14 protein-coding genes and 1 riboswitch are annotated in these 12545 nt (G+C 41.0%); of the genes, 3 read left to right on the forward strand and 11 right to left on the reverse strand.

The window, feature by feature from the left end:
* Positions 1-197: 197 nt before the first annotated feature.
* From EBQ12_RS02755 to EBQ12_RS02775, 5 genes are all read right to left on the reverse strand, one after another.
* Positions 198-728: a 1,2-dihydroxy-3-keto-5-methylthiopentene dioxygenase gene (locus tag EBQ12_RS02755; RefSeq protein WP_008346104.1), complete on the reverse strand. Its 531-nt coding sequence runs from the start codon at positions 726-728 to the stop codon at positions 198-200.
* A gap of 16 nt (positions 729-744) precedes the next feature.
* Positions 745-1377: a methylthioribulose 1-phosphate dehydratase gene (locus EBQ12_RS02760; protein ID WP_045034965.1), complete on the reverse strand. Its 633-nt coding sequence runs from the start codon at positions 1375-1377 to the stop codon at positions 745-747.
* A complete protein-coding gene (locus tag EBQ12_RS02765) occupies positions 1341-2036 on the reverse strand; it encodes a 2-hydroxy-3-keto-5-methylthiopentenyl-1-phosphate phosphatase (protein ID WP_017367123.1) in 696 nt (231 codons plus the stop codon). The genes EBQ12_RS02760 and EBQ12_RS02765 overlap by 37 nt, the downstream gene beginning before the upstream one ends.
* Complete coding sequence (mtnW, locus tag EBQ12_RS02770; RefSeq protein WP_125588970.1) at positions 2037-3254, reverse strand: 2,3-diketo-5-methylthiopentyl-1-phosphate enolase; 1218 nt, start codon at positions 3252-3254, stop codon at positions 2037-2039. It abuts the gene before it with no gap.
* A gap of 99 nt (positions 3255-3353) precedes the next feature.
* Positions 3354-3455: riboswitch (SAM riboswitch) on the reverse strand.
* 44 nt (positions 3456-3499) lie between these two features.
* Positions 3500-4690 carry a pyridoxal phosphate-dependent aminotransferase gene (locus EBQ12_RS02775; protein WP_052320890.1) on the reverse strand — a complete coding sequence of 397 codons (1191 nt, stop codon included), beginning with the start codon at positions 4688-4690 and terminating at the stop codon, positions 3500-3502.
* 406 nt (positions 4691-5096) lie between these two features.
* On the opposite strand from EBQ12_RS02775, the gene mtnK reads away from it, so the two are divergent.
* On the forward strand, positions 5097-6290 hold the full coding sequence (gene mtnK / locus EBQ12_RS02780; RefSeq protein ID WP_017359452.1) for an S-methyl-5-thioribose kinase: 1194 nt from the start codon (positions 5097-5099) through the stop codon (positions 6288-6290).
* Between the two features lie 6 nt (positions 6291-6296).
* Positions 6297-7358: an S-methyl-5-thioribose-1-phosphate isomerase gene (gene mtnA, locus EBQ12_RS02785; RefSeq protein ID WP_125588972.1), complete on the forward strand. Its 1062-nt coding sequence runs from the start codon at positions 6297-6299 to the stop codon at positions 7356-7358.
* Between the two features lie 24 nt (positions 7359-7382).
* Here mtnA and EBQ12_RS19600 read toward each other — a convergent pair whose 3' ends face one another.
* The 3 genes from EBQ12_RS19600 to EBQ12_RS02795 all read right to left on the reverse strand — a co-directional run bounded on the left by EBQ12_RS19600 (position 7383) and on the right by EBQ12_RS02795 (position 10295).
* On the reverse strand, positions 7383-7517 hold the full coding sequence (locus EBQ12_RS19600; RefSeq protein ID WP_017359454.1) for a hypothetical protein: 135 nt from the start codon (positions 7515-7517) through the stop codon (positions 7383-7385).
* 89 nt (positions 7518-7606) lie between these two features.
* Positions 7607-8098, reverse strand: a complete 492-nt coding sequence (locus tag EBQ12_RS02790) for a methylated-DNA--[protein]-cysteine S-methyltransferase (protein ID WP_035700525.1) — start codon at positions 8096-8098, stop codon at positions 7607-7609.
* Position 8099: 1 nt separating this feature from the next.
* Complete coding sequence (locus EBQ12_RS02795) at positions 8100-10295, reverse strand: PAS domain-containing sensor histidine kinase (RefSeq protein WP_125588974.1); 2196 nt, start codon at positions 10293-10295, stop codon at positions 8100-8102.
* Between the two features lie 293 nt (positions 10296-10588).
* Between EBQ12_RS02795 and EBQ12_RS02800 the strand changes: the two genes are divergently transcribed.
* Positions 10589-11608, forward strand: a complete 1020-nt coding sequence (locus tag EBQ12_RS02800) for an acyltransferase family protein (RefSeq protein WP_007498757.1) — start codon at positions 10589-10591, stop codon at positions 11606-11608.
* Between the two features lie 33 nt (positions 11609-11641).
* Here the strand turns inward: EBQ12_RS02800 and EBQ12_RS02805 are convergent, their stop codons facing one another.
* The 3 genes from EBQ12_RS02805 to EBQ12_RS02810 are packed head-to-tail and all read right to left on the reverse strand — an operon-like array spanning position 11642 to position 12505.
* Positions 11642-11824 carry a hypothetical protein gene (locus EBQ12_RS02805; RefSeq protein ID WP_008346122.1) on the reverse strand — a complete coding sequence of 61 codons (183 nt, stop codon included), beginning with the start codon at positions 11822-11824 and terminating at the stop codon, positions 11642-11644.
* Entirely contained in the window at positions 11817-11981 is a 165-nt protein-coding gene (locus EBQ12_RS19300; RefSeq protein ID WP_008346124.1) for a hypothetical protein, read from the reverse strand. The genes EBQ12_RS02805 and EBQ12_RS19300 overlap by 8 nt, the downstream gene beginning before the upstream one ends.
* Positions 11978-12505 carry a DUF421 domain-containing protein gene (locus EBQ12_RS02810; protein ID WP_017359458.1) on the reverse strand — a complete coding sequence of 176 codons (528 nt, stop codon included), beginning with the start codon at positions 12503-12505 and terminating at the stop codon, positions 11978-11980. Before EBQ12_RS02810 ends, EBQ12_RS19300 begins: the two co-directional genes overlap by 4 nt.
* Positions 12506-12545: the final 40 nt, after the last annotated feature.

The raw sequence follows: 12545 nt of genomic DNA on the forward strand, positions 1-12545 counted from the left end.
TTTTTTACAGCCTAAAGACCTTTTACCCAATGAATTCTGGGGGTAAACTTCAAAATTGGACAGGACTGACACATTGATTAAACAGAATTTTATCCTATGCAGAAGACCAAAATCAACTATTTTCTCTCTCATTTTATGTCTATTTTCCTAAAAAAAAGCTGATCTTCCGCCTCATGCGAAATGATCAGCTCCCACTATTAAACCGTTTCTTCTTCGTAAATTGGCACCCAGCCCTCAGTTGTGACAAATATACGAACGGCGACGACTTGACGATCTTCTTGAAGTGTAAAGTAGTGACGAATATTTGGAGGCACAGAAATTAAATCACCTGGATTCAGTCTCACATCAAAAAAGACGCCGTCTTTGCCTTGAATGGCAAAGATTCCATGACCGCTCACGATAAATCTGACTTCATCATCCGTATGATGATGCTCACGTTTAAAGTTTTGAAGCAGCTCATCAAGGTTAGGGGTCGCATCTGATAATGAAATCACATCCTGCGCTTTGTATCCTCTTCGCTCGGAAATACTCTTTATTTCCTCTTGAAACACAGTTAAAATTTCTTCCTTTTCATCATCTGTTAAATCGTACTTTTCTGATAACTGTTTTGGTAGTTTTTCAATATCCCAATGTTCATAAATGACCCCTTGCTGTTCTAAATACGCCCGGACCTCTTGTTCGTTCTCAAGTAACGTGTTCTCTTCATTATGAATGTAAATGGTCGCCATGTGTGTTTCCTCCTTTTTATTTAACAAGCTGCTTTTGATAAAGCGCTACTTTCAAATGATAGGTAAATAAAAATTCATAAGCCTCTAAGACTCGTTTGGCTTCAAATGCGGTTTTCCCCCAAACGGTGATGCCATGATTACGAATGAGTACAGCACCAGCATCGTCCGTCAGGTGCACTGCAAATTGCTCTGCAAGGTGCGGAATATGAGCTGGGTTTTCAATAATAGGAACAGCAACTTCTGCATCCTCTTCCCAATAACCAAGCGCTTTAATGATTTCGTTGCCTTTAAAACGAACTTCTCCTTTATCGCCATACAGCTCAGAAATGACATTGTTATCGATCGTGTGGACGTGAAGACAACATCCTGCTTTCGTCCGCTCATAAACGTATGTGTGAAGCAGTGTTTCAGCTGATGGCCTGAGCGGCTCATTCGGATGAACCGGCTGACCTGCTGCATCAACAAGAACAAAATCTTCATCGGTTTCTTTTCGTTTATCTTTGCCACTTGCCGTCACCAAAAACGTAATGGGATCATCCGACACTTTTATCGATAAATTGCCGCTCGTTCCGTAAAACCAGTCTCTTTGTGCCAATTCACGTTTGACGTCTGCTAGTTCCTTCCAGCGTTTACTCTTCTCGTCTGCCATTCCTTCACTTCCTTTATTTGATCAAATTGCGCTTTTAGATCAACAAATGTTTCATACTCTTTATGTACGAGCCCTAGCTCTTTACATTCGTTCAGTAAATAGTCACGCGCAAACGTGAGATCCGCATGTTTCGCTGCCTCAATATCAGTCACTGAATCTCCAATCATGATAATAAAATCATCTTCCTGCGTCAGCTCTCGAATAATGGAAGGCTTGCAGCAGCCACAGCCATTTTGGCATTCTGAATCACAGGCATGCGGCCATTCAATTTGAATATGGTCTTCTTTAAATGATGCATGGTTACAATAAATATTCTCTTGTTCGACAATCCCTTCAAGGATGGGATAGACAAAAAAGTCCATACCGCCGCTGAGTACATAGAAAGGAATGTCTGCTTTTTTGACATCATCGACAAACTGTTCAAATCCTTCACGAATCTCTGTATCCTCTAAAATAAATGACCGAATGGCTTCTTTCTGATCACTCGTCAGTAACTGAAACATCTGTCCGACGCCTTCTTGGATCGTGATCTCTTTTGCTAGAACACCATCCTTCCATTTCGTCCATTCTTTTGGAGCAAACTGCTTCATGATGCGAATGATATTATCATTTTTCGTAATCGTGCCATCAAAATCACAACATACAATTGGTTTTTTCATTTATTCTGCTACCCTTCCCCAAAGATCAAGTGCTGCTTGTAAGTCTTGACAAGTTGATGCTTTTTCTTCGATAGACTCTTTTTTGACCACCGCATCAATGATTGAACGAAAGGCTTTCCCTCCTCCGATTGCTCCCCGCGGATGTCCGTGAATTCCCCCGCCTGCATTAATGACATGATCAAGTCCAAAATCTTTGATTAAGATCGGCACCATACCCGGGTGAATGCCTGCTGAAGGAACAGGAAATGTTTGTTGAACTGTATCCTCTTTCACACATGCTTCGAAAATGCCCATGGCATCTTTTTTCGGAAGGGCGACTGATCCATAAGGAGAGGGAAAAAGACTTAAATCAGCGCCAGCATATCGATTTAATTTGCCTAAAAGAAGGGAATGCGAGAATCCATAGTCTGGAGAGGATGTCATTGCACCGCTCACTGCCGGATGTGCCATGATCGGCAATGGGATCTCTGGATCTTCAGCCAAGCTTTGCATGACATCAAGTCCATAGGCAAAAACGTTGAATAAAAGCGCATCAGCCCCGAGTTCGGCTGCCTTTCTTGCTCTATCTTTCAAATCAAAAGTTCTACCAGTTAAATTAACAGCATAAAGCGTGCGATGTCCTGTCTCTTCATATGTTTCTTTTAATATCTTTTTTCCTTCCTTGATTCGATCTTCAAAAGGCGCTAATGGGCTTTCAAATAAAATCTCATCATCTTTGATGAAGTCTACTCCACCTAAAGCCTGTAAGCGGAGCTGTTCTTTTAAATCCTCCATATCACGGCCGATCACGCCTTTAAATATACTCATCAATAGTGGCCGATCAAACACGCCTACTTTCTTTCGTATCCCCTCAATGCCAAATACCGGTCCTGGCAGACAGCGTTTAAACCTTTCCGAAAATTCGATATCGACTAGCTTTACTTTTCCATCCAGTGAAAGTTTACCAAAAATCGTCGTCAACACCGCTGGTATATCAGCTGAAAAGTTTGCCTCAGGATAAGCAATGGTCACCTCTGATTGATACAGACCACCATTTGCGGGAGACTGATCTTTTACGCTCACCACACGGCCTTTATGTTTTTTCAGCTGCTCCTTTTTGAGCTGCGGCAAGTCCGTCCATGACCCGACCGTTAACCCAAGTGCGATCTGCTCTGCTTTTCGGTCTATTTGTTCATCCTCTCGATGTGTTAGTACGTATGTTGCCAGTAGTTCACTCACTAGGAATCCCCTTTCGATTGCGTCCTGTATATGGTCAATAAAAAAACCTCTTTAAGTGCTTGATCAGCGCGTTAAAGAGGTTTCGTCTCATTCATCCGAATCTTATCTCTCAGCGCTTGCTGCAAGAATTAGCACCGTGCTTCATGGAAGTCGGTTGCCGGGCTTCATTGGGCTAGTCCCTCTGCCTACTCTTGATAAGAATATTCAATTTTCTTAAATATTGCCTGAATTATCGCACCATTTTTTTACGTTGTCAATGGCTTTTTTTCAAATAACTGCAAGGCAGCGATACGATCAGCGGCTTCCTTTAGTCGCTCCTCACTTGTTAAAAGTCCGATTCTGACGTAGCCTTCACCGTGAGCACCAAAGCCATTCCCGGGTGCCACAACAACATGTGCTTTTTCTAATAATACATCAGAAAAAGTTTCCGATGTATACCCTTCAGGCACCTTTAACCAAGCAAAAAACGAGCCCTTTGGCGCACTGACGTCCCAGCCAATCTCTTTGCATGCAGCAATCCAAGTGTTTCGTCTTTTTTCGTACCGATCATTTTGTACTTGGACGCACGTTTGATCGCTTAAAAGTGCTTCTGCTGCTGCATCTTGAGTTGCTTTAAACAGTGACACAAACAGGTGATCCTGATAAAGCTCAATGGCTTCGATAACAGAGGCATTCCCTGCTGCAAAACCGACTCTCCAGCCAGCCATATTATACGTTTTGGACAATGTATAGATTTCAATACCTGTCTCTTTTGCTCCGTCTATTTGCAGGAAACTGAGGGGCTTTTCGCCATCAAATCCTATGCCGCCATATGCAAAATCATGGACAACACACATCTTATTTTCACTCGCAAACGCAACAGTATCTTCAAAAAATGTCCGGGTTGCAGTCGCACCAGTCGGATTATTTGGGTAATTTAAGTACATCAATTTTGCTTGATCCTTATCTTCATCAGACAGTTGGTGGTAGTCAGGCAAAAAGTCATTTTGTTCAAGAAGAGGCATTGTGACCATATGAGCTCCGGCAAGCACAGCGCCTGACCAGTAATCAGGATATCCTGGGTCTGGAACAAGCAGCGTATCACCTGGATTCAGTAAACATTGCGGCAGCTCGACTAGTCCCGCTTTCCCTCCAAATAAGATGGCAATCTCTGTCTTTGGGTCAAGCGTGACGCCATATTCTCTTTCATAAAAAGCAGCTGCAGCTTTTTTTAGTTTCGCTGTCCCGCGGAATGAGGAGTATTGATGATTTTCAGGTTTTGCTACCGCTTCCTGCATCGCTTTCACAATATGTGGAGGAGTGGGCTGATCAGGATTTCCTTGACCTAAATTAATCACATCTGCCCCTTCCTGCACTTTTTTCTGTACTTTTTGTACAAGCGACGCAAAAAATTGTTTCGGTAAATGTTTCAATACATCTGATTGCTGGAATTCCATTTTTTCACCTTCTATTCAAGTTACGTGACAATACAATCACTGTAATGGATTGTTTTATGAATTGTAAAGCAATTTTGAAAAAAGATTGACATGTGAACTGCAGCTCTGATAATATCTAGAATTAAGAAATGCAAGCAGACATGAAACAATTACATATTGATTTCTCTTATCGAGAGTTGGGCGAGGGATTTGGCCTTTTGACCCCAACAGCAACCGACCGTTAATACCACTGTGAAGTGGGGCGCAGCAAGAACAGCGCCAAGACAATTCATTGTCTTATAGGGCACGGTGCTAATTCCATCAGACGTATGTGCTGAGAGATAAGAGAGGCTTCGAGCATACACGCCATCAAGCCTCTTTCTCTCAGGAGAAAGAGGCTTTTTTATATGATTTGGAGGGGAAGCAATTGGTTACACTTACGGCATCATATGAAGAATTAACAGAGAGTTCGGCAGTTGCACTTGCCATTAGACTTGGATTGATTCAGGAGAGCAGTCATTTAACATGCACTGAAATCGGTGACGGAAATTTAAATTACGTCTTTCATATTTATGATCACAAACAAGCAAAAGGACTGATTATCAAACAGGCCCTTCCTTACGCAAAAGTCGTTGGAGAAAGCTGGCCGCTGACATTAGATCGTGCAAGAATTGAAAGTGCAGCACTCATCAAGCAATCAGAGTATGCACCTCATCTTGTACCAGCCGTCTATTATTCGGATACAGCTCTTGCAGTGACGGCAATGGAGGATCTATCACACCTTGAAATCGTCAGAAAAGGGCTAATTGCCGGAAAACATTATCCGTATTTATCAGATCATGTCGGAGAATTTTTAGGCAAAACACTATTTTACACGTCTGACTTTGCCACAAATCCTAAAATCAAAAAACAATTCGTGAAACAGTTTACGAACCCTGATCTTTGTGACATTACAGAAAAACTCGTCTTCACAGATCCTTTCTTTGACAGCGAAACGAATGACTTCGAAGAGGAATTAAGAGAAGAGGCACAAGCACTATGGGCTGATCTTGAACTGCAAGCAAAAGCAGCCGAATTGAAACGGATCTTCTTAACCTCTGCTGAAACACTGGTACATGGAGATCTTCATACAGGCAGTATTTTTGCAAACGAAACGGAAACGAAAATCATTGATCCAGAGTTCGCTTTTTACGGTCCTTTCGGATTCGATATCGGTCACTTTATTGCCAATCTGTTCATAAATGCTTTATCTCATGAGAATGAGCAGGATCAGCAGCACCTTTTTGATCATGTCGTCAATGTGTGGGCAACATTCAAAGAAGTGTTCACAAAAGCATGGAAAGAAGACAGTATTGAAGCGTTTAGTGTATCGGACAGCTTTTTAGAAACAACGTTTGACCGTATTTTAAAAGAAGCCACCGGCTTTGCTGGCTGTGAGCTTGTTCGCCGAACCATCGGTCTTGCACATGCGGCTGATCTCGATGCGATTCCATCACATTCTAGAAGGCTTCAGCAGAAAAAAGCAGCACTTACACTAGGAAAAACATTCATCAAACAATATCAAGCAGTGGAAACAGCGTCTGACCTCGTCGCATTATTCCAGCAAACTGTAAAGGAGTGACGAGTTTTGTCTAAAGAATTTGAAGTTCCCCGTTCCGTCGAATGGGAAGAAAACCGTATCAACATTTTGAATCAGCAAAAATTACCCGCTGAAACCGTGTTTGAGCATTTATATACAAAAGAAGATGTGTATGATGCCATTGTGACGCTAAAAGTGCGCGGAGCACCTGCTATTGGCATTACAGCGGCTTTTGGGCTCGCACTCAGTGCACAAGAGATTGATACAGAAGACATTGATCTCTTTAAGCGAGAAGTCGCTCGCCTGAAAGAATATTTAAACAGTGCTCGTCCAACCGCTGTGAATCTTGCCTGGGCATTAGACCGGCTTTATCAGCGCATTGAGCGTGCTGCTTCGGTGAATGCAGCCAAAACTGATCTTGTCCATGAAGCCATTCAAATTCAAATCGAAGATGAAGAAACATGTCGGCAAATCGGTCAAAATGCTCTTCAGCTCTTTAAATCTGGTGATCGAATTATGACCATTTGTAACGCAGGCTCGATTGCCACAAGCCGGTACGGAACAGCGCTTGCACCCTTTTATTTAGCGAAAAAGAAAAACCTCGATCTTCACATTTACGCATGTGAAACACGTCCTGTCCTTCAAGGCGCTCGTCTGACGACATGGGAATTGATGCAGGGCGGTGTAGATGTGACGCTTATCACGGATAATATGGCAGCCCATACGATGAAAGAAAAACAAATTTCTGCCGTTATTGTTGGTGCAGATCGAATCGCTAGAAACGGTGATACAGCAAATAAAATTGGAACGTTAAGTCTGGCTATTTTGGCTAAACACTTTCAAATTCCATTTTTTGTGGCAGCGCCTCTTTCGACCTTTGATGTGTCAACTCAGGATGGATCAGATATTCCGATTGAAGAACGCGACCCGCAGGAAGTAAAGGAATTAAACGGCATCCAAATTGCGCCTCCTGAGGTGCAGGTATTTAACCCTGCCTTTGATGTCACTCCTCACCATCTCATTTCCGGGATCATTACAGAAAAAGGCATTATCACTTCCAACTATACAGAAGAGATTGATGCACTATTTACTGAAAGCGTGTCACTTTAATCAAACAAAAGCGCGGGATTCTTATCATTTAAGAGCACCGCGCTTTTTTGTTTCGTTTGTTTTTGCTAATATTTCTTTTTTCTGTTCTTCTGTCAACACGTTCATTTTGACACATAGTGATGTGACGGCGTACATTTTATCTTTTTTGCCCCATAACATGTTAGCAGCCTCCTTTTTCCCTAGACCAACTTTTTTAGCTTAATAAAAGGATATGTCGCTCACTAAACATTTGGAACAGGTCAATTCATTTATTTTTGAACAAATGGGATGCCTTCTAATTCTAACAGGATCGCTTTCATCCCTGTCTTCGTCCCTGCATAGCCAGTCAGAGTCCTGTCTTTTCCAATGACCCGGTGACACGGGATAAAAATTGGCAATGCATTGCGTCTATTAGCTTGTCCAATGGCTCTGACAGCCTTTGGATTGCCGATCGCTTCTGCAATATCAGCATAGCTTTTTGATTCACCATACGGAATAGTAGAAAGTGCCTCCCACACTTGCTCTTGAAACGGAGAGCCTGCTTGCTTGAGCGGGAGATCGAACACTTTCCGATCGCCCTTAAAATACTCATCCAGCTGTTTTTTCGCTTCTTTTAATACAGGCGTGTCTTCTTGTTTAAAATGGCCTCTCTGTTCTTTGACCAAAAACGATTCATCATCAAACTTCACTTCAATGATGGCACCATCTTTCTCTAGTATGTATAATGCCCCGATTGGTGCGGTATAGACTGTATAATACACATTAAAGCTCCCCTTCTTGTTTCTGCTGCCGGAGTGGAAGCGTGAGATGGAACACTGTTCCGACCCCTTCTTCACTCTCTACTTCAATGGTTCCTTGATGCTCTTCAATAATTTTATAACTAACCATTAACCCAAGTCCAGTGCCTCTTTCTTTTGTTGTATAAAATGGTTCTCCGAGACGCTTTAGTTTATCCTCTGTCATGCCGCAGCCTTCATCACGAAGAGAAATCACAATGTGCTCCTCCCCCTTCCTTTGAATGCTCACGTAAACATTTCCTTTCTGAGGCATTACTTCAATCGCATTTTTCAAAATGTTAATAAAGACTTGCTTTAACTGATTTTGTTCACAGTAGATGAGCGGAATATCATCCAGCACATTTAAGTGCATTTGCACATTGCCAAGATTGGCCTGTGCGTGAAGAAGGTCCATCGTGTCTTTGACAATTTGCACGACATTTTTTTCTTCATAGATGATGGCCTGCGGTTTCGCTAAAATCAAAAATTCTGTAATGATGGATTCGATTCTTTTTAGCTCTGATGTGATGACATTAAAATAGAGCGAATACTCCCCTTCAATGTTTCCTTTGAGCAGCTGAATGAAGCCTTTTAAAGCTGTCATTGGATTTCTAATTTCATGAGCAATTCCAGCGGCAAGCTCTCCGACAACATGAAGCGTATCCGATTTTCTTACCCGCTCTTCTAATTCCTTGCGTTCAGTCACATCTCTAAAGATGGCCAAATTCATGTTATGAATAATATTTCGTTTAAAAGAAAACTCCAAAATACGTTGATCTGGATGGTTAAGCACAAATGGAACTTCATTGTCCATCTCGTCTAATGACATCGCCTGAGCTGGCTGCGCCAAATTTTCAATTTGATATGGCGCAAGGATATGAAAAAGGTTCATTTCCGTTAAGTGATCATCTTTGAGGCCAAGCAGTTCACTTGCGGAAGGATTCACATCAATAATCCGGTATTGATTATCGAAAAGAACAATGCCATCCATAGAGCCATTAAATACTTTACGGAATTTGAGCTCACTTTCTCGCAGCTCCTCTTCCATTCGCTTTCTGTCACTGACATTCCGTAAAATGGTTAAGTGCTGCCCTTCTAATACCGCATGCTTAGAGGTGAACTCAAGCTCTTTGAATTGGCCATTCGCCATTCTAAAGAGGAGTTCTTCTCTGATTTCAAGATTCCTGATATACCGTCTTCTTGTCGGCCGGTATCTGCGATCAGATTTGACTAGAAAATCCATGAGTTTCTTGCCAATCAGCTGCTGCATCGGTAATTCGAAAATTCGGCAGGCGGATTCATTTGCCCTGACAATCTCTCCATCATCCGCCCAAATGATGATGGCATCCATCGCATTTTCGAATATTTCTCTAAAACGTTCTTCACTTTTTAGCAGCTTTTCTTCCATTAATCTTTTTTCTGTAATATCACGCATGATGGACATGTAAAAACCACTCATCACATTGGATGTGATGGTCAGTTCGAATAATTTGTTCTGCCCAGATTGAAGGGTAACAGGAAGTTCTCCCTTTGCTTTCCCTGTTTCTTTCAATGAAGTTAAGAGCTGCTGGAGCGCTGGAAGATTTTCTTCTTCAACAAATTCATTTAAGTAGCGATCTGTTAAATCTGTTTTTTGAAGTTCAAAGCTCTGGCAAAAAGAGTGATTGGCGTCAATCATACAACCATCCTGATCAAAAATGACCATACCGTCGATCGCTCGATCAAATAAATCTTTAAACAGCTGCTCATTCATCGAGCGTTCTCGCTCTAATATTTTCTTTGAAGAAATATCACGCATGACGACAATATATTGTTGATTCACCACGTCGTGCTCTGCTGCAAATTCAATATATTTTGTCTCTCCATTTTCTAGTTGAATAGAGATCTCTCTTTTTAAAGTTCCTTTTCGAAAAAAAATCTCAAGTGAGCAGTCAATTTTGTTTTTCGGGATGCCGTATAGGAAATCTAGAACGGATTTATTGAGGAGGTCTTCTTTCGGTGTTTGGACAAGCCTGCATGTCGCTTCATTGGCTTGGATAATGTTGAGGTGCTGATCAAATATAAAAATGGCATCTAACGTCTTATTTAACAGCATTTTGTGCTGTATCAATTCATTTCGCAAATATTCGTTTTCTTTTTCTAATTTTCTGATATTTTTCGCACCATCGAGCGTTTCAGTCATTCTCTTACACTCCTTTTCCAGCCTCATTCCTCTACAATATTTCTACAAGATTTTCATTGTTCCTTCATTCGACTCATAAAAAAAGAGAACTTTTTACACGAGGCTTGCTTCATTTGTTTCATTTGGATGACACGATTGTATAACGATTCTCTTTTCTTACGCTTCTTTTACAACCGCTCTACAATTTCACATCAAATAGCGAAATGAGCCAATTTGTATTTTAAAATGGGGCAAATGAGGGAACAGTGCACTTAGAACGTTTATGTTCGAAATGAAGCAGGAAAGGTGATGTTATGACGTCCACGAGAGACAGTTATTTTGATAATGCAAAATTTCTTCTGATTTTTCTAGTTGTTTTTGGTCATTTGTTACGGTCATTCATACATGATAATGACTGGATACTCTACTTATATAAATTTATTTATACATTCCATATGCCCGCTTTTATATTGGTGTCTGGCTTCTTTGCCAAAGGTTTTAGAAAACCAGGTTTTATGAAAAAAGTCGCAGTTAAGCTGATCATCCCATATTTGATTTTTCAGGTAATCTATTCTGTGTATTATTATTTCTTACAGGATCAAAGCATCTCTAACTTAAATCCGATTGATCCGCAATGGTCTTTATGGTTTTTAATCAGTTTATTCTTTTGGAACTTACTACTCATTCCTTTTTCAAAACTGCCATTCCACTGGGCAATGATCGTCAGTTTATCGATGGCGTTACTTGTCGGTTACGTGGACAGCATTAGCGATACACTCAGCCTATCTCGTACATTTGTCTTTTTGCCGATGTTTTTAGCTGGCTTTTATTTAAAAAAGCAGCACTTTGAATTTATCCGAACAAGCAAAGGGAAACTGACTGCACTTCTTGTACTGATGGCCGTGTTCATGTTTTGCTATTTTTATGAATTCGATTATTCCTTTTTATTTGGGTCACAGTCTTACGCTTCTCTTGGAGATGAAGGACTCATTGCAGCGATGAAACGAATGGCATGGTATTTACTTGCATTTGCTGCTACCTTTAGTTTCTTTGCATTAGTCCCTACACGCCGGTTTTTCTTTACCAAATGGGGCACAAGAACGTTATATGTCTATTTACTTCATGGCTTTGTGATTAAGCTTTTAAGAACGACTTGGTTTGATGATTGGGCTCTAAATACGGCAAGTGTATTGATTCTATTGCTACTTACGGTCCTCTTAACCTTTACCCTATCTAGTACATTTGTTAAAACTGTTGCACAACCAGTCATCGAGCTCAAAATGACCAGTCTAATGCGAACCATTACTGGCAGACAAAACAGTTATATTAAATAGAAAAAACGATCTCTCTGGATCGTTTTTTTCTATTTATTTTTTGTTTTTCTGTTCAGTGTGACATTCATCGTTTTTTTTAGGCTTCATTAAGGTATCAATCCATTTACTGCTGTTTATATCTCCCAGCTCGCTGCCAAATTCCTCTTCCAAGATATCGGGGTTCATCGGTTTTTTATGGTCTTTCATATCTTTACTTTTCACATGTTTTTTAGTCACGAGATGCTCCCCCCTGTTTCCCTTGATGAGAATTTCGGTTCGCCTGGCGGTCTTCTGATTGCTCGTCAAATTGTGTTTGTCCTTGATCGTGTGCCATGCTTTCTGTAGGCGTCATATTATTCGTGAGTGCTTCATTTTTTGCTGTTTTTCTTTTCATTTGTCATCATTCCTTTTTAACATGTTTAGTTCTTCGCTCAATTGATCAAATAGCTCTTTCATTTGTTTGACTGTCACTGGTTTTTCCTCAGGCTTTAACTCATATCCAATTTGCCCATTCGCTTCTAGCGTTGCTTTTTTGAGACTGCTGATGTCTGTGATGCCCTGCTGCTTTAAGCGCATTTTGAATTGGTCCCTTGTCAGCCGCGTTTTTTTCAGCTTGTGATCAAGCATTTCTCCATCCTCTAAAATCACCACAGACTTCCCTGAAACCAATTTTTCAAAAAAATCAAATTGAATCGACAGCTTTTCCATAATCACAAGCGCCACAATAAAAATGGCGGCCGCATAAATGGTTTCAAGTAAATTATGCTCAATAAAGGGTTGGATAATAATCGATCCAATCGAAATCATGATGACTGTCTGTTGAACCGTTAATTGACTAATGGATTTAGGCCCTGCTATTCTCAGCAGCAAAGTACCAACGAGCAGCATTACAATTGCTTTCCATAACACATCCAGCACGTCTCTTTCACCTCTTACCTATAGATTGCGAACATCCTTT

This window comes from Bacillus sp. 2B09 (assembly GCF_003946835.1).
Classification (GTDB): Bacteria; Bacillota; Bacilli; order Bacillales; family Bacillaceae; genus Bacillus; species Bacillus altitudinis.

Bases quoted from the DNA above. Each gene is read 5' to 3' on its own strand.
- EBQ12_RS02755 (WP_008346104.1), bottom strand. From the start codon at position 728: ATGGCGACCATTTACATTCATAATGAAGAGAACACGTTACTTGAGAAC.
- EBQ12_RS02760 (WP_045034965.1), bottom strand. From the start codon at position 1,377: ATGGCAGACGAGAAGAGTAAACGCTGGAAGGAACTAGCAGACGTCAAA.
- EBQ12_RS02765 (WP_017367123.1), bottom strand. From the start codon at position 2,036: ATGAAAAAACCAATTGTATGTTGTGATTTTGATGGCACGATTACGAAA.
- EBQ12_RS02775 (WP_052320890.1), bottom strand. From the start codon at position 4,690: ATGGAATTCCAGCAATCAGATGTATTGAAACATTTACCGAAACAATTT.
- EBQ12_RS19600 (WP_017359454.1), bottom strand. From the start codon at position 7,517: ATGTTATGGGGCAAAAAAGATAAAATGTACGCCGTCACATCACTATGT.
- EBQ12_RS02795 (WP_125588974.1), bottom strand. From the start codon at position 10,295: ATGACTGAAACGCTCGATGGTGCGAAAAATATCAGAAAATTAGAAAAA.
- EBQ12_RS02800 (WP_007498757.1), top strand. From the start codon at position 10,589: ATGACGTCCACGAGAGACAGTTATTTTGATAATGCAAAATTTCTTCTG.
- EBQ12_RS19300 (WP_008346124.1), bottom strand. From the start codon at position 11,981: ATGAAAAGAAAAACAGCAAAAAATGAAGCACTCACGAATAATATGACG.